General features: G+C 69.5%; 25 protein-coding genes and 1 riboswitch. Of the genes, 9 read left to right on the top strand and 16 right to left on the bottom strand.

All coding sequences use genetic code 11. The features are described 5' to 3' along the window. Positions 1 to 4: 4 nt before the first annotated feature. The 6 genes from cobD to BM060_RS00920 form a co-directional block, all read right to left on the bottom strand. Complete coding sequence (gene cobD / locus BM060_RS00895; RefSeq protein WP_074976440.1) at positions 5 to 991, bottom strand: threonine-phosphate decarboxylase CobD; 987 nt, start codon at positions 989 to 991, stop codon at positions 5 to 7. Next, the gene (gene cbiB, locus BM060_RS00900; protein WP_074976442.1) at positions 984 to 2,021 is read right to left on the bottom strand and encodes an adenosylcobinamide-phosphate synthase CbiB; all 1,038 of its coding nucleotides are present in this window, start codon (positions 2,019 to 2,021) and stop codon (positions 984 to 986) included. The genes cobD and cbiB overlap by 8 nt, the downstream gene beginning before the upstream one ends. Further along, on the bottom strand, positions 2,018 to 2,668 hold the full coding sequence (gene bluB / locus BM060_RS00905) for a 5,6-dimethylbenzimidazole synthase (RefSeq protein WP_074976444.1): 651 nt from the start codon (positions 2,666 to 2,668) through the stop codon (positions 2,018 to 2,020). The genes cbiB and bluB overlap by 4 nt, the downstream gene beginning before the upstream one ends. Next, positions 2,665 to 3,960: a cobyrinic acid a,c-diamide synthase CobB gene (locus BM060_RS00910; protein ID WP_074976446.1), complete on the bottom strand. Its 1,296-nt coding sequence runs from the start codon at positions 3,958 to 3,960 to the stop codon at positions 2,665 to 2,667. Before BM060_RS00910 ends, bluB begins: the two co-directional genes overlap by 4 nt. Beyond that, positions 3,960 to 4,571, bottom strand: a complete 612-nt coding sequence (gene cobO, locus BM060_RS00915; RefSeq protein WP_074976448.1) for a cob(I)yrinic acid a,c-diamide adenosyltransferase — start codon at positions 4,569 to 4,571, stop codon at positions 3,960 to 3,962. Before cobO ends, BM060_RS00910 begins: the two co-directional genes overlap by 1 nt. Positions 4,572 to 4,799: 228 nt before the next feature. Beyond that, a riboswitch (cobalamin riboswitch) is annotated at positions 4,800 to 5,020 on the bottom strand. A gap of 22 nt (positions 5,021 to 5,042) precedes the next feature. Continuing rightward, positions 5,043 to 7,082 (bottom strand): FUSC family protein, encoded by a 2,040-nt coding sequence (locus BM060_RS00920; RefSeq protein WP_074976450.1) that lies wholly within the window; start codon positions 7,080 to 7,082, stop codon positions 5,043 to 5,045. Positions 7,083 to 7,213: 131 nt separating this feature from the next. Between BM060_RS00920 and BM060_RS00925 the strand changes: the two genes are divergently transcribed. From BM060_RS00925 to BM060_RS00940, 4 genes are read left to right on the top strand one after another with little or no spacing between them, the layout of a single operon-like run. Continuing rightward, positions 7,214 to 8,362, top strand: a complete 1,149-nt coding sequence (locus tag BM060_RS00925) for an MlaE family ABC transporter permease (RefSeq protein WP_074976452.1) — start codon at positions 7,214 to 7,216, stop codon at positions 8,360 to 8,362. Further along, positions 8,359 to 9,147: an ABC transporter ATP-binding protein gene (locus BM060_RS00930; RefSeq protein WP_074976455.1), complete on the top strand. Its 789-nt coding sequence runs from the start codon at positions 8,359 to 8,361 to the stop codon at positions 9,145 to 9,147. The genes BM060_RS00925 and BM060_RS00930 overlap by 4 nt, the downstream gene beginning before the upstream one ends. After that, positions 9,148 to 10,086: an MlaD family protein gene (locus BM060_RS00935; protein WP_074976457.1), complete on the top strand. Its 939-nt coding sequence runs from the start codon at positions 9,148 to 9,150 to the stop codon at positions 10,084 to 10,086. After that, positions 10,083 to 10,703, top strand: coding sequence for an ABC-type transport auxiliary lipoprotein family protein (locus BM060_RS00940; protein WP_074976458.1), 621 nt, complete (start codon positions 10,083 to 10,085; stop codon positions 10,701 to 10,703). The genes BM060_RS00935 and BM060_RS00940 overlap by 4 nt, the downstream gene beginning before the upstream one ends. 199 nt (positions 10,704 to 10,902) lie before the next feature. Here BM060_RS00940 and BM060_RS00945 read toward each other — a convergent pair whose 3' ends face one another. The 9 genes from BM060_RS00945 to hflK (BM060_RS00985) all read right to left on the bottom strand — a co-directional run bounded on the left by BM060_RS00945 (position 10,903) and on the right by hflK (BM060_RS00985) (position 20,007). Further along, positions 10,903 to 11,928, bottom strand: coding sequence for a Fic family protein (locus tag BM060_RS00945; protein ID WP_074976460.1), 1,026 nt, complete (start codon positions 11,926 to 11,928; stop codon positions 10,903 to 10,905). Positions 11,929 to 12,018: 90 nt separating this feature from the next. Beyond that, entirely contained in the window at positions 12,019 to 12,786 is a 768-nt protein-coding gene (cobF, locus tag BM060_RS00950) for a precorrin-6A synthase (deacetylating) (RefSeq protein WP_074976801.1), read from the bottom strand. 2 nt (positions 12,787 to 12,788) lie between these two features. Next, positions 12,789 to 13,046, bottom strand: a complete 258-nt coding sequence (locus BM060_RS00955) for a hypothetical protein (RefSeq protein WP_009618451.1) — start codon at positions 13,044 to 13,046, stop codon at positions 12,789 to 12,791. Between the two features lie 103 nt (positions 13,047 to 13,149). Then, positions 13,150 to 13,353, bottom strand: a complete 204-nt coding sequence (locus tag BM060_RS00960) for a hypothetical protein (protein ID WP_009618454.1) — start codon at positions 13,351 to 13,353, stop codon at positions 13,150 to 13,152. Positions 13,354 to 13,422: 69 nt separating this feature from the next. Continuing rightward, on the bottom strand, positions 13,423 to 15,393 hold the full coding sequence (locus BM060_RS00965; RefSeq protein WP_074976462.1) for a cation-translocating P-type ATPase: 1,971 nt from the start codon (positions 15,391 to 15,393) through the stop codon (positions 13,423 to 13,425). A gap of 12 nt (positions 15,394 to 15,405) precedes the next feature. Beyond that, positions 15,406 to 15,894 carry a hypothetical protein gene (locus BM060_RS00970; protein ID WP_245322964.1) on the bottom strand — a complete coding sequence of 163 codons (489 nt, stop codon included), beginning with the start codon at positions 15,892 to 15,894 and terminating at the stop codon, positions 15,406 to 15,408. 99 nt (positions 15,895 to 15,993) lie between these two features. Further along, positions 15,994 to 17,019: a protease modulator HflK gene (gene hflK, locus BM060_RS00975; protein ID WP_074976464.1), complete on the bottom strand. Its 1,026-nt coding sequence runs from the start codon at positions 17,017 to 17,019 to the stop codon at positions 15,994 to 15,996. Beyond that, positions 17,012 to 18,037: a protease modulator HflC gene (hflC, locus tag BM060_RS00980; RefSeq protein ID WP_074976467.1), complete on the bottom strand. Its 1,026-nt coding sequence runs from the start codon at positions 18,035 to 18,037 to the stop codon at positions 17,012 to 17,014. Before hflC ends, hflK (BM060_RS00975) begins: the two co-directional genes overlap by 8 nt. Then, on the bottom strand, positions 18,034 to 20,007 hold the full coding sequence (gene hflK, locus BM060_RS00985; RefSeq protein WP_074976470.1) for a protease modulator HflK: 1,974 nt from the start codon (positions 20,005 to 20,007) through the stop codon (positions 18,034 to 18,036). Before hflK (BM060_RS00985) ends, hflC begins: the two co-directional genes overlap by 4 nt. A gap of 190 nt (positions 20,008 to 20,197) precedes the next feature. Here hflK (BM060_RS00985) and BM060_RS00990 point away from each other — a divergent pair, with 190 nt between their 5' ends. From BM060_RS00990 to BM060_RS01010, 5 genes are all read left to right on the top strand, one after another. Then, positions 20,198 to 21,196 (top strand): D-cysteine desulfhydrase, encoded by a 999-nt coding sequence (locus BM060_RS00990; protein ID WP_074976472.1) that lies wholly within the window; start codon positions 20,198 to 20,200, stop codon positions 21,194 to 21,196. A 112-nt stretch (positions 21,197 to 21,308) separates the two neighbouring features. Beyond that, positions 21,309 to 22,112: a cystine ABC transporter substrate-binding protein gene (tcyJ, locus tag BM060_RS00995; protein ID WP_074976474.1), complete on the top strand. Its 804-nt coding sequence runs from the start codon at positions 21,309 to 21,311 to the stop codon at positions 22,110 to 22,112. Then, on the top strand, positions 22,112 to 22,783 hold the full coding sequence (tcyL, locus tag BM060_RS01000; protein ID WP_174672424.1) for a cystine ABC transporter permease: 672 nt from the start codon (positions 22,112 to 22,114) through the stop codon (positions 22,781 to 22,783). Before tcyJ ends, tcyL begins: the two co-directional genes overlap by 1 nt. After that, positions 22,780 to 23,544 (top strand): L-cystine ABC transporter ATP-binding protein TcyN, encoded by a 765-nt coding sequence (gene tcyN, locus BM060_RS01005; RefSeq protein WP_074976477.1) that lies wholly within the window; start codon positions 22,780 to 22,782, stop codon positions 23,542 to 23,544. The genes tcyL and tcyN overlap by 4 nt, the downstream gene beginning before the upstream one ends. Before the next feature lie 129 nt (positions 23,545 to 23,673). Continuing rightward, positions 23,674 to 24,372, top strand: coding sequence for a pirin family protein (locus BM060_RS01010; protein WP_074976479.1), 699 nt, complete (start codon positions 23,674 to 23,676; stop codon positions 24,370 to 24,372). A 49-nt stretch (positions 24,373 to 24,421) separates the two neighbouring features. On the opposite strand, the gene rffA is transcribed toward BM060_RS01010, so the two are convergent. Continuing rightward, a complete protein-coding gene (gene rffA, locus BM060_RS01015; protein ID WP_074976481.1) occupies positions 24,422 to 25,567 on the bottom strand; it encodes a dTDP-4-amino-4,6-dideoxygalactose transaminase in 1,146 nt (381 codons plus the stop codon).

Raw genomic sequence — 25,567 nt, forward strand, 5'->3', positions numbered from 1 at the left:
GTGGTCATGTCGGGCTCCATTCGCCGAGGGCCTGGCCCAGGCGCTGCCAGCCGGCTTCGTCGGCGGGCAGGCCGAAGCGCAGGCTCGGCGGGCTGTCGAAAAGGCGTACGAGGATGCCGCGGCGAGCCAGGTGCTCGTGCAGTTCGTCGGCCCGAGGGTAGGCAAGCCACTGGAACAGCGCGGTGCCCTGGGTCAGCAACCGGTGCGTTTTCAGAAGCGCGGCCAGGCGTGCGCCGGCCTGTTCCAGCGCTGCGCGGCGTTCACCTTGCCGCGCATGGTCGGCCAGGGCGTGCTGCGCCACCCAGCGCGTCGGCCCGCTCACCGCCCAGGGCCCGAGCAGCTCGGCCAGGCCCCGCAGCAACGCCGGCTCGGCGAAGGCAAAGCCCAGGCGCGCGCCGGCCAGACCGAAGAACTTGCCCAGCGAACGCAGCACCACCAGGCCCGGCTGGCCGCCGGCCAGGGGCAGCAGGCTGTGGCCGGGGGTGCAGTCCATGAAAGCCTCGTCCACCACCAGCCAGCCGCCGCTGGCCCGCAGGCGCTCGTGCCAGGCCAGCAGGCGTTCGCAGTCGAAGCGACGGCCGGTGGGGTTGTTCGGGTTGACCAGCAGCAGCACGTCGAGTTGGTCGACCAGGCCGTCCACCTCATCGTCGGCCAGTTCCAGCAGTTCATGACCATGCTGTTTCCAGGCCGCCGCGTGTTCGGCGTAGCAAGGCGCGAGCACGCCGACCCGGCCCGGTGCGCGCAGGCGCGGCAGGGCCTGGATCGCCGCCTGGCTGCCGGGCAGCGGCAGCAATGAGTCACAGCCGTAGTAATCGCGCGCGGCCTGCTCCAGGCCGTCATCCTCTTCCGGCAGGCGCTGCCAGGCGCTGGCGGGGATGTCCGCCAGTGGCCAGGGCCAGGGCGCGATGCCGGTGGACAGGTCGAGCCAGTCCTCCAGCGCGATGCCGTAGCGCTGCGCGGCCGCGCGCAGCTTCCCGCCGTGCTCAAGCATGCAGCAGCGCCCCCAGGCCGAGGATCGCCAGCAGCCACAGCAGCACGCCCTGGCGCACCAGGGCCAAGGCCCGCCAGATGTCGCGGGCGCCCGGCGCCGGGCCTTCGCCCAGTTGCGGGCGTTCATGCAGTTCGCCGTGGTAAACGGCGTTGCCGCCCAGGGCCACGCCGAGCGCACCGGCGCCGGCGGCCATCACCGGGCCGGCGTTGGGGCTGTCCCACTGCGGCGCCTGGCGGCGCCAGCTGCGCAGGGCCAGACGGGTGTTGCCGAGCAGCGCGTAGGTCAGCGCGACCAGGCGTGCGGGGATGTAATTGAGGGCGTCGTCGATCTTCGCCGCCGCCCAGCCGAAGCGTTCGAAGCGCGGGTTGCGGTAGCCCCACATGGCGTCCAGGGTGTTGCTCAGGCGGTAGAGCACCACGCCTGGCGCGCCGGCCACAGCGAACCAGAAGAGCGCGGCGAACACCGCGTCGCTGCCGTTCTCCAGCACCGATTCGGTGGCGGCCTTGGCCACCGCGCTGTCGTCCAGTTCGGCGGTCTCGCGGCTAACCATGTAGCCCACGCGCTTGCGCGCCTCGGGCAGGTCGCCGTCGCGCAGGGCCAGGGCCACGGGTTCGGCGTGCTCGCCCAGGCTGCGCAGGCCGATGGCGGCGTAGAGGGCGATGGCGGAGACCAGCCAGCCTAGATGAGGGACCAGGGTCAGCAGCCAGGTGAGGAAGGTCAGTGGCAGCACGGCCAGGGCCCAGGCGGTGACGCCGTGGCTGCGCCAGCCTAGGCCGGGGGTGTGGTTATCGGAGGTTGGGGAGGTTGGAAGAAGAGCGCCCTCTCCCCGGCCCTCTCCGGAAGGCGGCCCCCCCTGAAGGGAGAGGGGGCTTTCCGTGCCAACCGGCAAGTCTGGCGTACGTGAACGGTTGAAGCGGCGTTCCAGGCGGTCGGCCAGGCGGCCGAAGGCCACCAGCGGGTGCCAGCGCTTCGGCTCGCCGAGCAGGCCGTCCAGGGCCACGCCGGCGACGCTCAGCAGGGCCAGGCTCATGGGCGTTCTCCCCAGTGATTTTCGTAAAGCAGTTCGTTCAGCGGGCGCGGCTGGCGCCAGCCTTCCAGGGCCAGCATGGGCGCCGGGTAGAACTCCGCCACCGGGCCCAGGCAGAGCACCGCCACCGCCTCGCTGCCGGCGGGCAGGCCGAGCAGTTCGCCCAGGGCGGCGGGTTCGAACAGCGACACCCAGCCCATCCCCAGGCCTTCGGCGCGGGCCGCCAGCCAGAGGTTCTGGATGGCGCAGGCCAGCGAGGCCAGGTCCATCTGCGGCAGGGTGCGGCGGCCGAAGACGTGGGCCTCGCGGCCGTCCGCCAGGGCCGCCACCAGCAGCTCGGCGCAGTCGCGGATGCCCTCGACCTTCAGCCGCATGAATTCTTCGGAACGCTCGCCCAGGGCCTCGGCGGTCTTCACCCGCTCCGCCTCCACCAGGCCGTGGATGGCCTCGCGCAGTTCCGGGCGGGTGATGCGGATGAAGCGCCAGGGCTGCATCAGGCCGACGCTGGGGGCCTGGTGCGCCGCTTCCAGCAGGCGCGCCAGCAGCGCCGGGGCCACCTCGCCGCCGCTGAAGTGGCGCATGTCGCGGCGCTCGGCGATGGCGCGGTAGATGGCCGCGCGTTCCTCGGGGCTGTAGGCGTGCTCGTTCATGGGCGGAAGATCGCGGCGGCGGCCGCCGGGTTCGACGGCAGGTAGAAGTGGATGTAGGTCGCGGTCAGGCGGCCCAGGCGGAACACCGCCTCGGCCACCGGCTTGGCGTTCGGGCAGGTGCCGCGCAGGGCCGGTTCCAGTTGGCTGTCCAGCAGCGAATGGTGGAAGGTGTGGCCGCGCAGCGGGCCTTCCGGCAGCTCCACTTCCTGCAGGGCCAGGGCCGCGAGGCGCTTCTGCAGGGTGGCGCGGCCGGGCAGCAGGCCGAGCAGCCGACCGCTGCGCCCCTCGGCGTCGGTCAGGCCGTCGAGCAGGTAGAGCATGCCGCCGCATTCGGCCAGCAGCGGCTTGCCGGCGGCGTGGTGGGCGCGGATGGCCTCGGCCATGGCGCGGTTGTTCTCCAACTGCGCCAGGTGCAGTTCCGGATAGCCGCCGGGTAGATAGAGGCTATCCACTTCCGGCAGGCGTTCGTCGGTGAGCGGCGAGAAGAACTTCAGCTCGGCGCCCAGTTCGCGCAGCAGGTCGAGGTTGGCCTGGTAGAGGAAGGCGAAGGCGGAATCCCGCGCCACGCCGATGCGCACACCGGCCAGGGACGCTTGCAGTTCGCGCTCGGTGGGCGCGGCGAAAGTCACCGGCGGCGGCAGGTCCACCGCGCTGCTGGCGGCCAGGGCATCGGCGGCGGCATCCAGGCGCGCGTCCAGATCGGCCAGCTCCTCGGCCTGCACCAGGCCCAGGTGGCGGCTGGGCAGTTCCAGGTCGGCGCTGCGCGGCAGCGCGCCGTACCAGCGGATCCACTCCGGCAGGCTGTCGCGCAGCAGGTCGCTGTGGCGCTGGCTGCCGACGCGGTTGCCGAGCACGCCGGAGAACGGCAGGCCCGGCTGATAGGTGGCCAGGCCCACGGCCAGGGCGCCGAAGGTCTGCGCCATGGCCTGGCCATTGATCACGCCGAGCACCGGCACATTGAAGGTGCGCGCCAGGTCGGCCGCCGAGGGCGTGCCGTCGAACAGGCCCATTACCCCTTCGATGAGGATCAGGTCGGCCTCCCCCGCCGCTTCCCAGAGCAGCCGGCGGCTCTGCGCCTCGCCGACCATCCACAGGTCGAGCTGGTGCACGGGCGCGCCGCTGGCGCGGGCGAGGATCATCGGGTCGAGGAAGTCCGGGCCGACCTTGAACACCCGCACCCGGCGCCCCTGGCGCGCGTGCAGGCGGGCCAGGGCGGCGGTGACGGTAGTCTTGCCCTGCCCCGAGGCGGGAGCGGCGATCAGCAGCGCCGGGCACTGGCGCGCCTGGGTCATCAGAACTCCACCCCTTTCTGCGCCTTGATGCCGGCCTTGAAGGCGTGCTTGACCAGGCCCATCTCGGTGACGGTGTCGGCGGCGTCGATCATGCCCGGCTGGGCGGCACGGCCGGTGACCACCACGTGCTGGTGCGCCGGGCGTGCAGCGATGTCGGCCAGCACGGCGTCCAGTTCCAGGTAGCCGTGCTTGAGGGCGATGTTCAACTCGTCCAGCAGCACCAGACCGACGGCCGGGTCGGCCAGCAGTTCGCGGGCCACGTCCCAGGCCTGCCGGGCTTTCTCGATGTCGCGCTGGCGATCCTGGGTCTCCCAGGTGAAGCCCTCGCCCATCACGTGGTAGCGCACCTGCTCGGGGAAGCGCCGGAAGAAGGCTTCCTCGCCGGTGCTCGCGGCGCCCTTGATGAACTGCACCACGCCGGCCTGCATGCCGTGGCCGAGGGCGCGGGCGAGCATGCCGAAGGCCGAGCTGCTCTTGCCCTTGCCGTTACCGGTGAGCACCAGCAGCACGCCGCGCTCGTCCCGGGCCTGGGCGATCTTCTCGTCGATCACGTCCTTCTTGCGCTGCATGCGCGCGCGGTGGCGCTCGTCCTTTTCCGGGGATTCGCTCATCGTTGTGTCTCCTGGCCGAAGGCGGCCGTGCTCGCGATGCCAAGGCACCGGGGCTGAAGGGGCGTGCGGGAGTGACGAAGGAAAGCAGCCGCGCGGCGCGGGGCCATGGCTGGAAGGAGAATGCTCATCTGCCTGATCGCTCCACCGCTCTCACCCGCGCGGCTAGTAAACCGGGATGACGCGGGGCGATCGGAGCGCGGCCTGGGCAGCGCCCGACGGCTTCCTGCGCGTCGTCTTGCGCTACGGGCCGGTCTCCGGGCTCGCGAGTGAAGGTCATTGGACCTCTGCGGCTGCGCCTTCCCATGCCGTTGGCACAGTGGCTGTTGCGTCCGCGTGACTCGCCTACCGTTGCGGGGGCAGCGCCGGAATGACCGAATTGGCTCGGTTGCACCGGCTTCCCTGTTTCACCTCCAGCCGTGGCTGGAGGCACCTGTAGCAGGCGCGCAGCTTAGAGGCTGGCGGGGTGGCCGGTCAATCGGCGGCGGCGATGGGTCGCGCCGCCGGCGCGGGCGCGGCGGCCGGGTCCTGGCGGCACCAGCGCAGCCAGATGAACTGCAGCTGGACCAGGGTGGCGCGGGCCAGCTCGCGCTCTTCGGCGGGCAGCCGGTGGTCGTTTTCCAGGGCCTTGAACAGCGCCACGCTGACCGCGTCCAGGGCCTGCTCGCGGCCGGCGCGCGGGCCTCCGGCGAGCAGCAGGTCGTGCAGACGCAGCAGGTAGGCGTCGCGGGCCCGGCGTACGGGGCCGCGGGCAGCGGCCAGGCGCGCACGGAGGAACAGCAGCTCGTCGCCCAGGTCCAGCCCCAGCAGCCCACCGCGCCAGCGCGCGCGGCGCTCGGCCGGCAGGTTCTTGTAGAACTGCGCCAGGCGCAGCAGGCGGTCGGCGCTGCGGCCGTCGAACCACACCTCCGCCACCGGCAGCGGGCCGCGGGTGAGCCGCGCCAGGTCGGCGAGGATGGCCGCCAGCACGCGGCGGTAATGGCGCTGCCCGGGCGCCAGGCGCACCAGGTTGAACACCAGCACGGCGAAGGCCACGCCGACCACGGTGGCCAGCGCCGAGTTGAGGAAGTGGCCGAGGTCGTAGCTCATCTCGTTGCTCGGCCCGATGTTCTTCACATAGAAGATGCAGAAGGACGAGGCGATGGCGGCGATCGGCGGCCGCGTCATGCACAGCGCGGCGATGAACAGCGGCACGCCCAGCACCAGCGCCAATGCCGGGAAGCCATCGCACAACGGCAGTATCACCAGGCCCGCGACACCGGCGAAGGGCACCGACAGCACGATGCCGCGCAGGAAGTTCAGCCCGGCGCCGGCCGGGTTGTCGCGGCTGGCGAACAGGCTCAGCACCACACCGGTGATGGACACCGCGCCCAGGCCGCTGGGCCAGGCCGTGGCCAGCCAGAAGGCCGACACACAGAGGAACGCCAGGGCGCTGCGCAGCCCGTAGAGCAGGCCGCGTTCGATGTCGCGGTGCCAGACGATCACCCCCGGCGCGTTGCGCGGCGCCTCGCCGTAGACCAGCGCCTGCATGCTGCGCTGGGCCTCGCCGGCCATCTCCAGGGTGCGCGCCAGGCATTCCAGGCACAGGCGCTGCTGGGCGTTGTCCAGTTCCCGAGCGGCGACGCCAAGGCGTTCACGGCAGTCCTCGAAGGCGCGGTACTCGGCCTTATCCAGCAGAGCCATGACCTCGCACCGCCAGGGCTCCAGCGCGGCCGCCGCGGCCTGGTCCAGCAGCCGCCATTCCCGCGCCACCTTGCGCGCCGCACGCAGCAGGCCCAGCAGGTCGGCATTCAGCACCCGCAGCGCCTGGGCCCGGCGCCGGCCGCTCTCGCCCTCGAACCAGGCGTGCTCGCGCTGCGCGTCCACCGCCACGATGCGGCCCATGGCGCGGATCAGCGGGCCGCGCTCGTCGGCGCCGGTCAGCTCAGCGGCCGCCGCTTGCAGGCCGGTTTCCCAGGCGCCCCTGCCCTGCTCCGCCAACTGCTGCTGCACGCGCCGCGGCCAGAGCACGATGCTGACCAGCGAGGCGCAGAGAATGCCCAGGCCGATCTCCGAGCAGCGCGCCACGGCCTGGTCGAACACCGTCATGGGCGCGGCGCTGGAAGGCAGCGCGATGATCGCCGCGGTGTAACCGGCGAGGACGAAACCGTAGGAAGAGAAGTTCTGCAGCAGCGAGGCGCCGGCAGTGCAGAACGCCAGCCAGGCGGCCATGGCCAGGAGGAAAGGCAGCGGCGCCTGGCCGAACAGGGCGATCAGCGCCACCGAGACCATGGCCCCGATGCAGGTGCCGAGCAGGCGGAACACGCTCTTGGCCAGCACCATGCCGCTCAGCGGCTGGCTGACCACGAACACCGTGACCAGCGCCCATTGCGGTTGCTGCAACTCAAAGCGGAACGCCAGGTAGAGCGCGAGAATGCCGGCCAGCAGCGACTTGCTGGCGAACTGCAGGTCCGTGCGGCGCGGGCGCAGCACGGCGCGGAAGAACTCGGTGAACAGCGAGAGGAAGGCAGGCATGCAGACATACCGGCAAAATCGTTGACCGAACTATTAAATAGCTTGCTAACAATGTCAAGAAACATCCTGTAACCTCCCTGAGTGGAAGGCGACGGATGGTCCCGTCACACAACTCCGCTAGACTCCGTGGGATGACCGAAACCGCTCAAGCCGGCCAGCTGCGCCTGGACACCTCCGCCTCCCCGCCCCTGCTGCAAGTCAGCGGCGACTGGACGCTCGCCCATTTCGCCGACCTGCAGCGCCAGGTCGGCGCCCTCGACGGCCAGCGCGCCCATGCCGGGGGCTTCGACTTCAGCCAACTCGGCGCCCTCGACACCGCCGGCGCCAGCCTGCTCGCCGACCTGATCGGCGCCAGCGGCCTGCAGCGCCTGGACGAGATCGCCGCCGACGTGCCCAGGGAGCGCCGCGACCTGCTGCGCGCGGTGGGCAGCTCCATCACCCAGTGCCGCCTGCACGAGAAAAAGCCGCCGCCGGGCAATGCCCTGGCCGACCTGCTGGAACGCATCGGCCGCGCCATGGAGGTCTTCTGGAAAGACCTGGTGGGCGTGCTCGGCTTCATCGGCCTGACCCTCGAAAGCCTGGCGCGCTGCGCCCTGAATCCCCGGCGCTGGCGGCCCACCTCGCTGGCCGCGCACATGGAGCAGACCGGCCTGGACGCCGTGCCCATCGTGGCCCTGCTGACCTTCATGGTCGGCGCCGTGGTGGCCTTCCTCGGCGCCACCGTGCTGAACAAGTTCGGCGCGGCCATCTACACCGTCGACCTGGTGGGCTTCTCGTTCCTCCGCGAGTTCGGCGTGCTGCTCACCGCCATCCTCCTCGCTGGGCGCACCGCCAGCGCCTTCACCGCGCAGATCGGCTCGATGAAGTCGAACCAGGAGATCGACGCCATCCGCGCCCTGGGCCTGGACCCGATGGAACTGCTGGTGCTGCCGCGGGTGCTGGCGTTGCTGCTGGTGCTGCCGCTGCTGACCTTCCTGGCGATGCTTTCGGGCATCGTCGGCGGTGGCGTGGTCTGCGCGCTGTCGCTGGACATCTCGCCGCGCATGTTCATGGTCATGCTGCAGAACGACATCGCCGTGCAGCACTTCCTGGTGGGCCTGGTGAAGGCGCCGATATTCGCCTTCGTCATCGCCGTGATCGGCTGCCTGGAAGGCTTCCGCGTCAGCGGCAGCGCGCAGTCGGTGGGCGAGCACACCACCTCGGCGGTGGTCCAGTCGATCTTCGCGGTGATCGTCATCGACGCCATCGCCGCGCTGTTCTTCATGGAGATGGGCTGGTGAGCGAAGAAGCCATCATCCAGGTCCGCGACCTGTGCAACCGCTTCGGCGACCACGCGGTGCACGAGCACCTGGACCTGGACGTGCGCCGCGGCGAAATCCTCGGCGTGGTCGGCGGCTCGGGCACCGGCAAGTCGGTGCTGCTGCGTGCCATCATCGGCCTGCGCCGGCCCCAGGAAGGGCAGATCCACGTGTTCGGGCAGAACCTGCTGGAACTGCCGCCGGAGCAGCGCTCGAAGATCGAAAGGCGCTTCGGCGTGCTGTTCCAGAACGGCGCGCTGTTCTCCTCGCTGACCGTCAGCGAGAACGTCTGCCTGCCGCTGATCGAGCACGCCGGGCTGTCCCGCGACGACGCCGAGTACCTGGCCAAGGTGAAGATATCCCTCGCCGGCCTGCCGCCGGAGGCCGGCGCCAAGTACCCCTCGGAGCTGTCCGGCGGCATGGTCAAGCGCGCCGCCCTGGCCCGCGCCCTGGCCCTGGACCCGGACATCCTGTTCCTCGACGAGCCCACCGCCGGCCTCGACCCGATCGGCGCGGCGGCCTTCGACCAGTTGATCCTGACCCTGCGCGAGGCCTTCGGCCTCACCGTGTTCCTGGTCACCCACGACCTGGACACCCTCTACACCATCTGCGACCGCGTCGCCGTGCTGTCGCAGAAGCGCGTGCTGGTGGTCGGCAGCCTCGACGAGGTGGCGGCCAACCCCGACGCCTGGGTCCAGGACTATTTCCACGGCCCGCGCGGCCGTGCCGCGCAGCAGGCGGCGGACCGCCTGCGGGAGGAGAACTGAATGGAAACCCGCGCCCACCACGTGGTCATCGGCCTGTTCACCGTGCTGGTGGCGGCCGGCGGCCTGCTCTTCGGCCTGTGGCTGGCCAAGAACAGCAGCGACCAGCAGTACAGCTACTACGACGTGATCTTCACCGAGGCGGTGACCGGCCTGTCCCAGGGCGGCACCGTGCAGTACAGCGGGATCAAGGTCGGCGACGTGGTCAGCCTGCGGCTCGACCCGCGCGACCCGCGCAAGGTGCTGGCGCGCATCCGCGTGTTCGACCAGACGCCGATCCGCCAGGACACCCGCGCCAAGCTGGCCATCACCGGGGTCACCGGCACCGCCATCATCCAGCTCAGCAACGGCTCGCCGGAAAGCCCGCCGCTGGTGGGCAAGGACGGCCAGGTGCCGGTGATCAAGACCATCCCCTCGCCGCTGAGCAAGCTGCTGGCCAACGGCGAGGACATCGCCACCAACGTCAGCAACCTGATCAACAACGTCAACCGCATGTTCTCCCAGGAAAACGTCGACCGCATCAGCCGCACCCTCGACCACATCGACCAGGCCACCGCGGTGATCGCCGAGCAGCGCGGCGACATCCGCCGCACCGTGCAGGAACTGGCCGCGGCCAGCGAACAGGCCAAGCTGACCCTGGCCAACGCCAGCCAGCTGCTGGGCAACGCCAACCAGTTGCTCGGCAGCCAGGGCAAGGATTCGCTGGTCAGCGCCCAGCAGACCCTTGCCGCGCTGCAACGCAGCAGCGAGAAGGTCGAGCGCCTGCTCGACAGCAACTACGACTCGGTCAACGGCGGGCTGAACGGCCTGGGCGAGATAGGCCCGGCGGTGCGCGAACTGCGCGCCACCCTGGAGAACCTGCAGCGGGTCACCCGACGCCTGGAAGAGAACCCGACCAACTACCTGTTCGGCGGCAACCGCACCAAGGAGTTCCAACCATGAAGGCCCCCCTGCGCCTGCTCGGCTACAGCGCCCTCGCCGCCCTGCTCGGGGCCTGCTCGATCCTGCCCAAGGCGGAGACCCCGGACATCTACCTGCTGCCGGCGCAGCAGCAACCGCCGCGCGCCACGCCGGCGGTGGACTGGTCGCTGCGGGTGCTGGCGCCCAGGGCCAGCCAGGTGCTGGACAGCAACCGCATCGCCGTGCAGCCCAGGGGCGACCTGCTCAGCGTCTACAAGGGAGCGCGCTGGGCCGACGGCGCCCCGCCGCTGCTGCGCGACCGCCTGCTCGACGCCTTCCGCGCCGACGGCCGCATCCAGGCCCTGAGCAGCGACGAAGTCAGCCTGCAGGCCGACCTGGAACTGGGCGGCGACCTGCGCGCCTTCCAGGCCGAATACCGCGACAAGGGCGTGGAAGCGGTGGTCATCCTCGAAGCCCGCCTGGTGCGCAGCGCCACCCAGCGCATCATCGCGACGCGACGCTTCGAGGTCCGCCAGCCGTCCGCAGGGGAAAAGGTGCCGGAAGTGGTCACCGCCTTCGGCCAGGCCACCGACCGCCTGGCCGCCGAGGTGGTGGGCTGGACGTTGCAGCAGGGGCAGGCGCAGAAGTTCGAGCGGTGAAAGACCGCACCCCATGGCACGTAGGGCGCATAACGCCTACGGCGTTATCCGCCGTTTGGCCTCGGTCCCCGGCGGCGCCAAGGCCAACCGTGGCGTTGGCTGTGGCCTCGGCGTATCGGCGTATAACCGCGAACGGTTATACGCCCTACGGAGCGCCTTTCGTAGGATGGGTTGAGCGAAGCGATACCCATCGCCACGGCTAGTCGGAAACTCGCCTGCGCCAACCCGGATCGGTCAAGCGATAACACTGCAGGGGACTGCGCGGAGAATCCGGTTGGGTCATTTCCAGCAATCCGGACACCATCGCCGGCCCCAGGTAGTTCTTCCGGAAGGTTGGCCGGTGCGACAACCCCAACCTGCGCATGATTTCCGAGGACTTGAGGGCTTCTCCCTTGCTGAAAGCCTGCAACAGCTGTTGCACGCTCTCGTTTACTTGGTCGGTAACTTGATCGCTTACTTGTTCGGTCTGCGCGACTTCGTCCATGGCTGCCAGTAATGCCCGCAACATGTAGTCAACGAAGGGCGTCGCCTGTGCAACATGATCGGCCTCGGCCAAGGCCGCGTAGTAGGCCTCCTGCTGGGCATGGATGACCGTCTCCACCGGCAAGTAAGCCAACAGCGGATTCCAGCGACTGAGTATCAAGGTCTGCCAGAGTCGTCCCATGCGCCCGTTGCCATCGGCGAACGGGTGAATGAATTCGAACTCGTAATGAAAAACACAACTCGCCAGTAGCGGGTGCCAGTCCGTATGGCCCAGCCACTCCAGCAACTGCCCCACCAGCGTCGGGACACGGTTGGCCGGCGGCGCCATGTGTAGCAATTGGTCACCCCGGTAGATGCCGACACCACCCTGTCGAAAATGCCCCGCGTCGTCGATGAGCCCTTCCATCAGGCTGGCGTGGGCTGCCAATAGATCGGGTTGAGAGGTCGGGTGCCAGGAAGGCAGGTATTCATAGGCGCGAAAGGCATTGCGCACTTCCTGGATTTCACGGGGCAATCCCAGCACCCGCTTCCCCTCCAGCACGGCAGTGACCTGCTCGACGCTGAGGGTGTTGTTTTCGATGGCCAGAGAGGCCTGGATGGTACGGATACGGTTGCCGCGCCGTAGTTGAGGCGTCAATGCCGAGTCGCCACCCACCGAAAGCCGACCGACCCGCTCGCAGATTTCACCGACCAATCGCAGCAGTGAAGCGGAAAGGGCAAGCGGTGGTTCATAGGCCTTCATGGCGATATCGGGTCCGAGTCTGCGCAGGCATCCGAAGCGATAGTGCGTACATTGGCGGCACTGCCACCCGTGGCAAACACCGAGCGCACGTTATTGGTTCTCCACCCGCCGCAACAGATAGGTATCCATGATCCAGCCATTGGCCTCGCGGGCCTTCAGGCGGGTGTCGCGGATGCGTTCGGCGACTTCGTCCAGGCGGCCGGCGATCAGCAGTTCGTCCGGGGTGCCGACGTAGGCGCCCCAGAAGATTTCCAGGTCCTGGCCGCGCAGGCCGGTGTAGCTGTCCTGGGCATCGAGCATCACCACCACGTCCTGCACGCCGGCGGGCAGGCCTTCGCGGGCCAGGCGGCGGCCGGTGGTGATCTGCAGCGCGCCGCCTATGTGGTTGAGCGGGATGCGATGGCGCGCGGCCAGGGCCTGCACGCTGGTGATGCCGGGGATGACTTCGTAGTCGAAGCGCAGCCGGCCGCTGGCGAGGATGGCGTCGAGAATGCGGATGCTGCTGTCGTACAGCGCCGGGTCGCCCCAGACCAGGAAGGCGCCGCACCCGTCTTCGGCCACGTGCTCGTCGATCAGCCGCTCGAACAGCGCCTGCTTGGCCGCGTTGAGGTCCACCACGCTGCCGGCGTAGTCGGCCACGCCGCGCTCGCGCTCCGGCAGTTCGGCCTCCACCACGCGGTAATCGCTGCGCTCGACGTAGCGCTCGCAGATGTCGCGGCGCAGGTCGAGCAGCTTGGTCTTGCTGGCGCCCTTGTCGAGCAGGAAGAACACGTCGGCGCGGTTCAATGCCTTGACCGCCTGGAGGGTCAGTTGCTCGGGATCGCCGGCGCCCACGCCGATCAGCAGCAGTCGTTTCATGGTCATTTGCAGTGGTAGGGGCTTTCGCCTTCCAGTTCCTGGTCGGCGTCGATGTCACGGATGATCACCGTGGCCTTGGGATAGCTGGAGCAGAGCGCGTTGCGCACCGTGTAGATGCCGCTGCCCTGGGCCAGGAAGGACTTCTTGTTGAGCTTCTGTCCGTTGGCGTCGACGGCGTCTATCTCGTAGTGGCCGCCGAAGGTCTTGCAGCCGCCCAGCACCAGCAGGCTGGCGCCGAGCAACAGGGGAATCGCTTTCATTGCCTCTCCTTGTCTGCGACCGGCAAAGGTGCGAGCCGGTCATTCTGAGGATGTCGGGCCTGTTTCGACAAGCCCGGCGGCCATTTGCTCCCCGCCGGGGCGCTCAGCGCTTGCCCATGGAGCGGCGCGAACCGCGGGGCGCCGGCGGACGGCGTACATCCTTGTCGTGGGCCTTGCGCGGCTGGTAGCCGGCGGCGGCGTCCTTCTGCGCGGCGAGGGCGGCGCGGGTCAGTTCGGCCAGGGACAGCGGGGCCTGGGCCGGGGTGTCCGCGCTGTCGTCGCGCGGCGGCTGTTGCGAGGAAGTCATGATAGAGACCGGGTGAAAGATGCGGAAACGGCGCCCATCATACCCGATAGGCACCGTGCCCGCTGCTCCTCAGGCGCCGACCGGCTGGCCGGAAGCCCCCTCCGGGTGCGCCTGGCCGAGGCTTTCGTCGAAGCGCAGCAGGCGCCCGGCGTTGCCCAGCACCAGCAGGGTGCTGAGGTTGTGCAGCACGGCGGCGATCATCGCCCCGGCGGCGCCGAGCAGGCCGAAGGCGGCCGCCGCGACTATGGCCAGGGTCCAGCCCAGGCCGATCGCCACGTTCACCTGCAGGGTGCGCCGGCACTGGCGGCTCAACCGCACGCAGGTGCCCAGGCGGCGCAGGTCGCTGCCGATCAGCACCACGTCGGCCGAAGCCAGGGCGATGTCGGCGCCGCCGGCGCCCATGGCCACGCCCACCACGCCGGCCTTGAGCGCCAGCGAGTCGTTGATGCCGTCGCCCACCACCAGCGGGCGGAAGCCCTTGTCGATTTCCTCGCCGACACGGTGCAGCTTGTCTTCCGGCAGCGCCTGGGCGCTGACTTCGGCGATGCCCACCTCGCGCGCCACGCCTTCGGCGACGCTCTGGCGGTCGCCGGTGAGCAGCAGTTGGCGGCCCAGGCCCAGCTCGCGCAGTTCGGCCATGGCCTGCGGCGCTTCCGGGCGCAGGCTGTCGGCCAGCAGCAGCCAGGCGCGGAAGCGCCCGCCCAGGGCCAGGCCGGCGATGGGGCCGTCGTGCTCGGGCACCGGCGCGGTGGCGATGCCCAGTTGGGCGAACAGCTCGGGCCGGCCGAGGGCCGCCTCGCCCTGCGGGGTGTGGGCTATGACGCCCAGGCCCTGGCGTTCGCGGATGTCTTCCAGCGGGTGGTAGGCATCGTGGGGCACCAGCGCGGCCAAGGCGCGGCTGACCGGGTGGCTGCTGGCAGCGCCCAGGCTGGCGGCCAACTGGCGCAGCGCCGCCGGGTCTTCCCCGGGCTCGCCGCACAGGGCCTGCAGGCGCAGGCTGCCGTGGGTCAGGGTGCCGGTCTTGTCGACCACCAGCGAGGTCAGGTCGGCCAGTTCCTCGAGGAAGGCCGAACTGCGGATCAGGATGCCGTGGCGCGCCGCCACGGCGATGCCGGCGATGGCCGTGGCCGGCGCCGAGAGCACCAGGGCGCAGGGGCAGGCGGCGACCAGCACGGCGAGCATGGCCTGCGGGTCGTTGGTGACGAACCAGGTGACCGCGGCGATCAGCAGCACCAGCACCATGTAGCGCCCGGCGTAGCGTTCCAGCAGGCGGGTGATCGGCGGCTTGGCGCGCTCGGCGCGCTGCATCAGGGCGATCACCTTGCCCAGGGTGGATTCCTCGCCGGTGCGCGTCACCTCGATGCGCAGCAGGCCGTCGAGGTTGATGGCGCCGCCGTAGACTTCCATACCGGCCTGCGCCTCCAGCGGCACCGATTCGCCGGTGATGGGCGCGGTGTCCAGGCTGGCCTGGCCGTCCAGCACCCGGCCGTCGGCCGGCACGCGGTCGCCGGCGCGCACTTCCACCTGGTCGCCGGCGCGCAGTTGGGCGTTGTCCACTTCCTCCACGGCGCCGTCGGCGCGGATGCGCCGGGCCTGGCTGCGGGTCAGGCGGCCGAGGGCCTCGATGGCTTCCTGGGAGCCGATCACACTGCGCTCTTCCAGCACGTGGCCGAAGATCATGATGATTGGCAGCAGCGCGGCGGTCAGCAGGTCGCCGGTGGCCCAGGCGCCGAGCATCGCCAGGGCGATCAGCTGGTCGGTGATGCCGTGCAGGCTGGGGTGGCGCAGGCTGGCGGCGGCCGAGCGCAGCACCGGCACCGCCACCAGCAGCGAGGCGACGCCCAGCAGCATCTGCGCCACGCCTTCCTGCTGCGGCGCCAGCCAGCGCCAGAGCAGGCCGAGCAGCAGCAGGCCGAGGGCGAGCATGGCCAGGCTCAATTGGCGGGCGGCAGCGCGCTGCTCGTCGCGGCTGAGCATCGCTCCGGTGAGGTGGCCGTGGCTGTGGCCATGGTGGTGGCCGTGGTGGTGGTGTGCGCTCATCTATCGCTCAGGTCATTGGCTCGACGCGGTCTCGTCGTCCTTGAGGATGGTGGCCCGGGGCGGGAAGCGGGTGTCCGGGCGCTGTACGTATTCCTCGGCCTCGGCCTCGGTCAGCACCCAGATCTGGTTGACCTGGCCGCTGAGGCCGCTCTTCAGGGCGACGAACTTGTCCTTCAGCTGCGGCATCAGGCCGTTGACGATGAACAGGTTGTTCTCGTTGCGGATGCGCACCGAGACCGCCACCGGGTAGCTCACGGTCTTCTGGTACAGGCCCAGGCTGACCACCTGCTTGAGCAGGTTGGGCTTGGGCCGCTTGAGGGTGATGACCGGGAAGCTGGCGCTGTCCACCACGCCCACCAGCATGCCCGAGGGCAGTTCGCGGCCGGCCTCGGCGCTGCCGGTGCCGAGCAGCAGACTCAGGGCCAGCAGCAGCGCGCCCAGGGGGCGCCAGCGGTTGCCCCGCGACGAAGTGGAGGAGTGCCGGTAAGCGACAGCGTTCATGGAGTGTCCCGCCCTAGGTGTTTTCTCGGAATGTGGGTGTCGGGCCTGCGGCCCTCGGCGAGCCTAGCGCGTCCGTGTGACATCTGTCCGCCCATTGCTTCACGGCTGCGGCCCCTGGAGGATCAAGCGGCCGGCGTCGCGGGGGTCGACGGTGGTGACCGCGCCGGCCTTGCCGAGGATGCCGGGCACCCGCTCGCGATACAGGCGCAGCAGCAGGCCGGGGTCCTGGCTGGCGGCCAGGCTGGTGATGGTCGCGGTGTCGGCATGGGCCTTGGCCAGGCGCTCGCCGGCCTGGGCGCGGGCCACCTGCTGGGTGCGGTCGGCGGCCTGGGTGGCCGCCTGGGTCTGCCGCGCGGCGTCGTTCTGCGCGCTGGCGACGTTCTGCTCGGCCAACTGGCTGGCGGTGAGCACGGCGTTGAAGGCACTCACCGCCTCGCGCGGCAGCGAGGACTGCACGTCCACCCGCTCGATCTCGATGCCCAGCCCGCTGCCGGCGGCGGCCAATGCCGCCAGGCTCTGGTTGACGCCCTGCTGCAGGTCGCCGCGCAGGCGCTCGCGGCGCTCGGCCACGGCGCTGTCGCTGCCGACCAGTTCGGGGCGGGCGACCAGGATGGTGTCCAGGTCGCGGGCCGCGCACACGCTCACGGCGTTGCGCGCCACCAGGCGGTCGAGCGCCGGCAGCACGTGCTCGCCCTGGAGCACGTAGGCGTAGGGGTCGACCACCTTGTAGAACACCCGCACGTCCAGCTGCACGACGCCGGCGTCGCCGGTCAGCAGGTAGCCGGAGCCGGCCGTGGCGTCGTTGACCAGGCTGACGTCGAGGTCGGCCTTCTGCGCCTGGGCCGAGCGCAGCAGGGTTTCCACCCGGCGCTCGATGACGCGCTCGGCCGCCGGCAGCAGCACCACCTGCTCGAAGGGCCGCGGCCAGGCCAGCAGCAGGCCGGGGTTGGCGATGCGCTGCAGGGCGCCCATGCGCAGCACCACGGCGCGGCTGTCCGGACCGATCTCGCGGACGTTGGACAGCGCCCAGCCGAGCGCCGCCAGCAGCGTCACACCATAGAGCGCGACGAACGCCAGGCGCCCGGCCTGCAGCCAGGGGCTGCCGCCCTGCTCGCGCTCACTCATGCTGCGCGCCCGCCTTGGGCGCCGGCAGTTGCGGCGGGCCGTCGACCAGCACGCGGAAGGGCGCGGCGTCGGTGCGCAGGACCAGGCGGGTGCCGGAGTTGACGATGGTGCCCAGGGTATCCAGCGAGCGCAGCAGGTTGTACAGCTCGGGCGAGCCGGCGTAGGCCTTGGCGTAGATGTCCGCCGCCTCGACGCGGGACTGCGCCTCGATGTCGGCGGCCTTGACCGTGGCGTCGGCCTGCAGGATGCGCGCGTCGCGCTCGGCGGCGGAGCGGATCTCGGCGGCCTTGCGCTTGCCCTCGGCGGTGCGCTCGGTGGCGATGGTCTCGCGCTCGGCGCGCATGCGGTCGACGGTGGCGCCGAGGGTCACCGAGGGCAGCGTCAGGCGTTCGATGCCCACCTGCAGCACACGCACGCCGTAGGTGTCGCGCAGGGTCTTGTCGATCTGCCCGCGCAGGCGCTGTTCGAAATCGGCGATGCGCACCTTGCTGCCGTCGGTGTTCACCAGGTCGGCCAGGTCGAAGCCGCTGGCGGTGGTTTCCAGGGCCGAGCCGACGAAGGTGCGGATCTGCCGCGCCGCCTCGTCGGGCTGGTTCTGCACCGCGCGCATGAAGCGCTGCACGTCGTCCGCGTCGGGCTGCACCTGCCAGGCCACGTAGGCCTGGACGATGATGCGCAGGCCGTCGCGGGTGCCAACGTCCTGCAGGCCGCTGGAGGTAGTGCGCAGGCGCAGGTCCACCGGGATGGCCGCCTCGAACGGCACCGGCAGGCGCCAGGCCAGTCCCGGCTGCAGCAGCACGCGCACCGGGTTGCCGAAACGGGTGACCACGGTTGCCTCGCCGGAGCGCACCTGCACCAGGCAGGCGGTGGCGGCGGCGAACAGCACCAGCAGCGCGGCCAGGCCGAGGCGCCGCCAGGGCAAGGGCCCGGCGCCGCCGTGCTCATGCTCGTGATGGTAGTGGCCGTGCTCATGGTCGTGGTCGTGGTGCGCGTGATCGTGGCTGTGCGACGAACTCAAGGGGCGAGCTCCTGTTTGGCCGGCTTGCGCGCCGGATCGAAGGGCGCGGTGAAATAGCCGCGCAGGTCGAGGGTCGGCGCATCGCCGGCGCCCAGTCGATGGTCGATGACCAGGGCGTTGGCATTGCCCAGGCCCTGGCCCAGGCGGGCGAAATACTGTTCCAGCAGGAACGACTGGCCGGCGTCCTGCCAGGCCTTGCGCTCGGCGCCGAAGCGCAGGTCGGCGGCCCGCGCCGCGGCCAGCGTCTCGCGGGCGTCGGCATTGGCCTTGTCCACCGCCTGGCTGGCGGCCAGGCGGGCCTCGTTGCCCTGCTCGGCGGCCTTGCCGCGCTCGCGGGCGATCAGCGCCTGGGCGGTGATCTGCGCCGCCTGCACACCATGGTAGGCGTTCGCCGCGCCGGCCGGCGGGTGGATGGCCTCGACCACGGTGGCGAGGATTTCCACGCCGCTGTGCAGCTCGTCGAGGTCGGCCTGCACGGCCTTGCCGATGTCCTGCGCCAGAGCCTCGCGCTCGCCGCCGAGGACGCCGTCCAGGGTGCGCGAGGCGAAGTCATGGACCAGCACGCGGCTGGCGGTGCTGCGGATCAGCGCCGGCACGTCGGCGCTGTTGTAGGTCGCCGCCAGGGCCGCGGCATCGTCCAGGCCGATGCGGTAGACGAAGCGCACGTCCATGTTGACCACCTGGAAGCTCTGCTTGCCCTCGGCGGCGCTGGCGATCACCTGGGATTTCTCGCTGCGGTGGGAGGCGTCCCACAGGCGGTTGGCGCTGTCCGGCGCGGGGCCATCGGCCGGGCCCGGCGGGTCGGCGACGGCGGAATCGCCGGAGGTGGCCAGTTCGTGGATCACGCCGTTCTCCACCGCGATCACCCGCCCGAACGGCCAGGGCAGGCCAACATGCAGGCCCGGCTGCAGCACCGCCTCGGGCTTGCCGAAGCGCTCGTAGACGCCGCGGCCGTCCAGGGACACCTCGTGTATGCCGCTGAGCAGCCAGCCGACCAGCGCCACCAGCGCGGCCACCGGCAGGAAGGCGCGACGCATGAAGGCGAACGCCCAGACCTGGCGCAGGTCGATGCCGAAGCGCTGCTGCAGTTCGTCCTGCAGGAACTGCAGCGGCCGCGGCGGCCAGCGCAGTTGCCCGGCCACCAGGCTGCGGGCGACCAGGCGCGGCTCCTCGCGCTCGCGTTGCGGCAGGAAGGCGGAAAACACCGCGCGCGCCAGCAACTCCACGGCCACCGCGGCGGGCAGCAGGCCGAGCAATACCAGCAGGCGCACCGGCCAGAGGTTGTCGGCGCTGGCGAACAGCAGGCCGGGCAGCGACAGCAACTGCACGGCGATGACCAGCCGCAGCAGCGGCGCCAGGGCGGCTGCTTCCGGCCACTGGGCCTCGCCGCTGGCGGCGAAGTGGCGCTCCAGCACCAGCAGGCCGAAGGCGCCCAGCAACAACAGGCCGGCGCCAACATAGGCCGCCTGGCCGAGGTCGGCGCCCGGCAGCGCCAGGCTCCAGCCGGCGCGGATCACCAGCAGCGCGGCGACGCAGAGCCCCGCCAGCCAGAGCGAGCCCGGGCCGATGCGCCGCAGCAGCGAACGGATGCCACGGCCGATGCTGTCGAGGAAGCGGTCATAGGCGCTCAGCGCCTCGGGGGCTAGCGGTTCGTCCGCCGTCTCACGCCCGCCGAACCAGCGCAGCGAAGGCTCCTGTCCCAGGGCGCGCGCCCGCCAGGCGTCGACGCGCCAGGCCGACTGCGCCGCCGCGGCCAGTAGCAGCAAGGCCGCGGCGTTGTTGCACAACAGCGGCAGCCAGGGCGAGCGGGCGGCGAACAGGCCGATGAGAATCGCCAGGAGGAACAGCAGCACGGCCAGCACGCCGCTGCCCAGGGCCAGGGCGAACAGGCGCCGGGCATGCACCGCGGCCTGCTGGAAGCGCGGCAGCGCCTGCAGGTCCTCGCCCGCGGTGTCCAGGTCGACTCGCATCACAACTCCAGAGGCGGCCAGGAGGCCAGCCGGTACATCGGCGCGCAGGGAAACAAAATGTAACCTTATAACAATCGGCGTGAAATTCTCGTCGAGACGCGGCGCAAAGAAAAGCCCCGCCGGCGAATTGCCGCGCTCCCCTGCCCCGTTCTATCTTGGCGGATCGTTCAAATACCGCCGAGGTCCCCCGATGAGCAGCCTGCGCGAATCCCTCGCCCGCTTCCCCCGCCTCGACCTGGTCGGCGCCCCTACCCCACTGGACAAGCTGGAGCGCCTGTCGGCGCAGCTGGGCCGGGAACTCTTCGTCAAGCGCGACGACCTCACCCCGCTGGCCATGGGCGGCAACAAGGTGCGCAAGCTGGAGTACCTCGCCGCCGATGCCCTCGCCGCCGGCGCCGACGTGCTGGTGACCGCTGGCGCCATCCAGTCCAACCACGTGCGCCAGACCGCGGCGCTGGCCGCGCGCCTGGGCCTGGGCTGCCTGGCCCTGCTGGAAAACCCCATCGGCACTGACGACGCCAACTACCTGGGCAACGGCAACCGCCTGCTGCTGGACCTGTTCGGCACCCAGGTGGAAGCGGTCGCCAACCTCGACGACGCCGACGCCCTGCTGCAGGACGCCTGCGAGCGCCTGCGCGCCCAGGGGCGCAAGCCCTACCTGGTGCCCATTGGCGGCTCCAACGCCCTCGGCGCCCTGGGCTACGTGCGCGCCGGCCTGGAGCTGGCCGAGCAGGTACGCGCCAGCGGCCAGCACTTCGCCGCCGTGGTTCTCGCTTCCGGCAGCGCCGGCACCCATGCCGGGCTGGCCCTGGCGCTGGCCGAGGCGCTGCCGGAAACCCCGGTGATCGGCGTCACCGTCTCGCGTCCCGACGTCACCCAGCGGCCCAAGGTGGAAGGCCTGGCGCAACGCACTGCGGACCTGCTCGGCCGGCCGCTGGCAGCGCACTTCGCCGTGCACCTGTGGGACGCCTACTTCGGCCCGCGCTATGGCGAGCCCAACGCCGGCACCCTCGACGCGGTGCGCCTGCTCGCCGCGACCGAGGGCCTGCTGCTGGACCCCGTCTACACCGGCAAGGCCATGGCCGGCCTGCTCGATGGCGTGGCCCACGGCCGCTTCGCCGAAGGCCCGCTGCTGTTCCTGCACACCGGCGGCGCCCCGGCGCTGTTCGCCTACCCGTCGCGGCTGTGAATTCATTCAAGTTATATGAACAGGATATTTCATTATTTTATTGCATAACCATTGACCCCCTATAGTCGCGCAGCCTACTAACCTGCTTGAAACACCAAGAACGAGGGCAACCATGAACTTCTCCATCCTGCGACGCGGTTTCATCTTCGCCGGCCTGACCCTGGCCCTCGGCGCCAGCTTCCTCGGCCAGCAGGCCTCGGCCGACGAGGACCTGCTCAAACAGATCCAGGGCAACGGCGCGATCAAGGTCGGCCTGGAAGGCACCTACCCGCCCTTCAGCTTCGTCGACGAGAACGGCAAGCTGTCCGGCTTCGAAGTGGACTTCGCCGAGCTGCTGGCCAAGGAGCTGGGGGTGAAGGCCAAGTTCCAGCCGACCAAGTGGGATGGCATCCTCGCCGCCCTGGAGTCCAAGCGCCTGGACGTGGTGATCAACCAGGTGACCATCTCCGAGGAGCGCAAGAAGAAGTACGACTTCTCCGAGCCCTACACCGTCTCCGGCATCCAGGCCCTGGTGCGCAAGGGCGACGAAAGCAAGTACGACACGCCCGAGAAGCTCGCCGGGGTGAAGGTTGGCGTGGGCCTGGGCACCAACTACGAGCAGTGGCTGAAGCAGAACGTGCCGCAGGCCGACGTGCGCACCTACGAGGATGACCCGACCAAGTTCCAGGACCTGCGCAGCGGGCGCATCGACGTGATCCTGGTGGACCGCCTGGCCGCCTTCGACATGGTCAACAAGACCAAGGGCGCCATGGCCCTGACCGGCGCGCCCTTCGCCCGCCAGGAAGCCGGCATCGCCCTGCGCAAGGGCAACCCCGAGCTGCTCGGCGCGCTGAACAAGGCCATCGAGAAGTTCAAGGCCGATGGCTCGCTGAAAAAGCTTTCGGAGAAGTGGTTCCAGGCTGACGTCACCCAATGATCGACGAAAGCCTGCAGCTCGCCCTGGATTCCGCGCCCTTCCTGCTCAAGGGCGCGGTCTTTACCGTAGTCCTCAGCATCGGCGGGATGTTCTTCGGTCTGCTGCTGGGGTTCATCCTCGCCCTGGCGCGGCTGTATGGCCACGCGGTGTTCAGCTGGCTGGCGCGCATCTACGTGTCCTTCTTCCGCGGCACGCCGCTGCTGGTGCAGTTGTTCATGATCTACTACGGCCTGCCGCAGCTGGGCCTGGAGCTTGACCCGCTGCCGGCGGCGCTGATCGGCTTCTCGCTGAACATGGCCGCCTACGTCTGCGAGATCCTCCGCGCCGCCATTGGCTCCATCGACCGCGGCCAGTGGGAAGCGGCCTCCAGCATCGGCATGACGCGCGCCCAGACGCTGCGCCGGGTGGTGCTGCCCCAGGCCGCGCGCACCGCCCTGCCGCCGCTGGGCAACAGCTTCATCTCGCTGGTCAAGGACACCGCCCTGGCCGCCACCATCCAAGTGCCGGAGCTGTTCCGCCAGGCGCAGCTGATCACCGCGCGGACCTTCGAGGTGTTCACCATGTACCTCACCGCCGCGCTCATCTACTGGGTGCTCGCCAGCGTCCTGGCGCACCTGCAGAACCGCCTGGAAGAGCGGGTCAACCGCCATGACCGGGAGCACGAGGCATGATCGAGGTACGCAAGCTCACCAAGCAGTTCCGCGGCCAGGAGGTGCTCAAGGGCATCGACCTCTCCGTCGCGGCCGGCGAGGTGGTGGCGATCATCGGCCCCAGCGGCTCGGGCAAGACCACCCTGCTGCGCTGCCTGAACCTGCTGGAAATCCCCAACGGCGGGACCATCCGCGTCGGCGACATCGAGATCGACGCCTCGCGCCCGCTCAAGCCGCAGCAGGGGCTGATCCGCAAGCTGCGCCAGCACGTCGGCTTCGTGTTCCAGAACTTCAACCTGTTCCCCCACCGCACCGCGCTGGAAAACGTCATCGAAGGCCCGGTGATCGTCAAGAAGGAGCCCCGCGACAGCGCCGTGCAACGCGCCCGCCAATTGCTGGCGAAGGTCGGCCTGGCCGGCAAGGAAGACGCCTATCCCAAGCGCCTCTCCGGCGGCCAGCAGCAACGCGTGGCCATCGCCCGGGCCCTGGCCATGCAGCCGGACGTGATCCTCTTCGACGAACCCACCTCGGCCCTCGACCCGGAGCTGGTGGGCGAAGTGCTGGCGACCATCCGCGGCCTGGCCCAGGAAAAGCGCACCATGGTCATCGTCACCCACGAGATGAGCTTCGCCCGCGACGTCGCCAACCGGGCGATCTTCATCGACAAGGGCGTGATCGTCGAACAGGGCGACGCCAAGACGCTGTTCGCCCAGCCCCGCGAGGAACGCACCCGGCAGTTCCTCAGCAAGTTCCTCAATCCTGATCAGGGGCGATCTGAATAAATCTGTAAATTCGATAAATTAGCTCGGATATTTGCGCTTTTATATCGACTCAATCGGGATCAACATAGCCTCTATGAACCGCGCAGGCCGGCCAACTCGCCGGCCCAGCGCCCCAAGAGGACTGATCCCATGATCGAACGCAGACCCTTCGCCCAGCTCGGCGGCGCCCACCACGGCTGGCTCAACGCCAAGCACCACTTCTCCTTCGCCGAGTACTACGACCCCGAGCGCATGAACTGGGGCAACCTGCGCGTCTGGAACGACGACGAGATCGACCCGGGCACCGGCTTCCCGCCGCACCCGCACCGCGAGATGGAAATCATCACCTACGTGCGCCAGGGTGCGATCACCCACCAGGACAGCCTGGGCAACAAGGGCCGCACCGAGGCGGGCGACGTGCAGGTGATGAGCGCCGGCAGCGGCATCGTCCACTCCGAATACAACCTGGAGCAGGACGTGACCAGGATCTTCCAGATCTGGATCCTGCCGACGCAACGCGGCGGCACGCCATCCTGGGGCGCCAAGCCCTTCCCCAAAGGCGACCGCGCCGGCCGCTTCGTGATCCTCGCCAGCGGCGATGAAAACGACGAAGACACCCTGCGCATCCGCGCTGACGGCCGCCTGGCCGCCGCCACCCTGAAAGCCGGCCAGAGCGCCGAATACGCCCTGGGCAACGAACGCCGCGCCTACCTGGTGCCGGCGGCTGGCAAGGTGGAAGTCAACGGCATGCTCCTGGAAGCCCGCGACGGCGCGGCCATCGCCGAGGAAGCGGTGGTGAAGGTGACGGCGCTGGAGGACAGCGAGGTGATTCTGGTGGATGTTGCCTGATCCCCATCTACAACGAAAAGGCACGCCTCGGCGTGCCTTTTTCGGTCCATCAACCACTGCACTTAAGGCTGATTTTGATCTGTTCGACGACCTGGTTCTGCTCCGCTTCGGAAATCCCCAGCCACAAGGGCAAACGTACCAAGCGCTCGGATTGCCGTTCAGTCACCGCCATGCTGTCGTGAACTCGACCGTAGCGCTCACCTGCCGGGGAGGCATGCAGCGGCACGTAATGGAAAACGGCCCCTATCCCCTGTCGCTTCAGATCGTCCAGCAGTTGCTCCCGACTTGCAGCGGAATCCAGTAGCACATAGTACATGTGGGCGTTGTGCTGGCAGTCGGCAGGCACCACGGGGCGACGCAGGAGGCCTTCCTTCTCCAGCGGCTCGAGCAGTTGGTGATACAGCTCCCAGCATGCCAGACGCTCCTCGGTGATGCGTTCGGCTTCGTCGAGCTGCGCCCAGAGGAATGCCGCTATCAATTCGCCAGGGAGGAATGAGGACCCCACTTCCTGCCAGGTGTACTTGTCCACTTCGCCTCGGAAAAAGCGACTGCGGTCGGTCCCCTTTTCGCGAATGATCTCCGCACGCTGGACCAGCAGCGGCTCGTTGACCAGCAATGCCCCGCCCTCTCCGGAGATGACATTCTTGGTCTCATGGAAGCTATATGCCCCAAGGTCTCCAATGCTTCCCAGAGCACGCCCCTTGTAAGATGCCATCACACCCTGGGCAGCATCTTCCACGACCTTGATCTGCCGTTTATGCGCGACGGCCATGATGCTGTCCATTTCACAGGCGACACCCGCATAGTGGACCGGTACCACTGCACGGGTACGTTCAGTGATTGCCGACTCGATGAGGCGCTCATCAAGATTGAGAGTATCCTCGCGGATATCCACGAAGACCGGCACTGCTCCGCGCAAGACAAAGGCATTAGCTGTGGAAACAAAGGTGAATGAAGGCATTATGACTTCATCCCCCGGCTGGATCTTCAGCAACAGAGCAGCCATTTCCAAGGCCGCAGTGCAGGAATGGGTCAAGAGCGCCTTGGCCGATCGGGTGTATCGCTCCAGCCAGGCATGGCACAACTTGGTGTACTGACCATCTCCAGAAAGATGCCCGGAAAGATGAGCATTGGCGATATTGTAAAGTTCTCGTCCGGAAATGTACGGGCGATTGAATGGAAGCTTCTTCGACAC

This window comes from Pseudomonas citronellolis (assembly GCF_900112375.1).
GTDB classification, from domain to species: domain Bacteria; phylum Pseudomonadota; class Gammaproteobacteria; order Pseudomonadales; family Pseudomonadaceae; genus Pseudomonas; species Pseudomonas citronellolis.

What these genes read in the sequence shown, in the direction of transcription:
- cbiB (WP_074976442.1), bottom strand. Translation starts at nt 2,021, where the DNA reads ATGAGCCTGGCCCTGCTGAGCGTCGCCGGCGTGGCCCTGGACGGCCTG.
- BM060_RS00965 (WP_074976462.1), bottom strand. Translation starts at nt 15,393, where the DNA reads ATGAGCGCACACCACCACCACGGCCACCACCATGGCCACAGCCACGGC.
- BM060_RS00955 (WP_009618451.1), bottom strand. Translation starts at nt 13,046, where the DNA reads ATGAAAGCGATTCCCCTGTTGCTCGGCGCCAGCCTGCTGGTGCTGGGC.
- BM060_RS00920 (WP_074976450.1), bottom strand. Translation starts at nt 7,082, where the DNA reads ATGCCTGCCTTCCTCTCGCTGTTCACCGAGTTCTTCCGCGCCGTGCTG.
- BM060_RS00970 (WP_245322964.1), bottom strand. Translation starts at nt 15,894, where the DNA reads ATGAACGCTGTCGCTTACCGGCACTCCTCCACTTCGTCGCGGGGCAAC.
- tcyN (WP_074976477.1), top strand. Translation starts at nt 22,780, where the DNA reads ATGATCGAGGTACGCAAGCTCACCAAGCAGTTCCGCGGCCAGGAGGTG.
- BM060_RS00940 (WP_074976458.1), top strand. Translation starts at nt 10,083, where the DNA reads ATGAAGGCCCCCCTGCGCCTGCTCGGCTACAGCGCCCTCGCCGCCCTG.
- bluB (WP_074976444.1), bottom strand. Translation starts at nt 2,668, where the DNA reads ATGAACGAGCACGCCTACAGCCCCGAGGAACGCGCGGCCATCTACCGC.
- BM060_RS01010 (WP_074976479.1), top strand. Translation starts at nt 23,674, where the DNA reads ATGATCGAACGCAGACCCTTCGCCCAGCTCGGCGGCGCCCACCACGGC.
- BM060_RS00990 (WP_074976472.1), top strand. Translation starts at nt 20,198, where the DNA reads ATGAGCAGCCTGCGCGAATCCCTCGCCCGCTTCCCCCGCCTCGACCTG.
- cobD (WP_074976440.1), bottom strand. Translation starts at nt 991, where the DNA reads ATGCTTGAGCACGGCGGGAAGCTGCGCGCGGCCGCGCAGCGCTACGGC.
- hflK (WP_074976470.1), bottom strand. Translation starts at nt 20,007, where the DNA reads ATGCGAGTCGACCTGGACACCGCGGGCGAGGACCTGCAGGCGCTGCCG.
- BM060_RS00945 (WP_074976460.1), bottom strand. Translation starts at nt 11,928, where the DNA reads ATGAAGGCCTATGAACCACCGCTTGCCCTTTCCGCTTCACTGCTGCGA.
- BM060_RS00925 (WP_074976452.1), top strand. Translation starts at nt 7,214, where the DNA reads ATGACCGAAACCGCTCAAGCCGGCCAGCTGCGCCTGGACACCTCCGCC.
- BM060_RS00960 (WP_009618454.1), bottom strand. Translation starts at nt 13,353, where the DNA reads ATGACTTCCTCGCAACAGCCGCCGCGCGACGACAGCGCGGACACCCCG.
- cobF (WP_074976801.1), bottom strand. Translation starts at nt 12,786, where the DNA reads ATGAAACGACTGCTGCTGATCGGCGTGGGCGCCGGCGATCCCGAGCAA.
- BM060_RS00910 (WP_074976446.1), bottom strand. Translation starts at nt 3,960, where the DNA reads ATGACCCAGGCGCGCCAGTGCCCGGCGCTGCTGATCGCCGCTCCCGCC.
- tcyJ (WP_074976474.1), top strand. Translation starts at nt 21,309, where the DNA reads ATGAACTTCTCCATCCTGCGACGCGGTTTCATCTTCGCCGGCCTGACC.
- cobO (WP_074976448.1), bottom strand. Translation starts at nt 4,571, where the DNA reads ATGAGCGAATCCCCGGAAAAGGACGAGCGCCACCGCGCGCGCATGCAG.
- hflK (WP_074976464.1), bottom strand. Translation starts at nt 17,019, where the DNA reads ATGAGTGAGCGCGAGCAGGGCGGCAGCCCCTGGCTGCAGGCCGGGCGC.
- BM060_RS00935 (WP_074976457.1), top strand. Translation starts at nt 9,148, where the DNA reads ATGGAAACCCGCGCCCACCACGTGGTCATCGGCCTGTTCACCGTGCTG.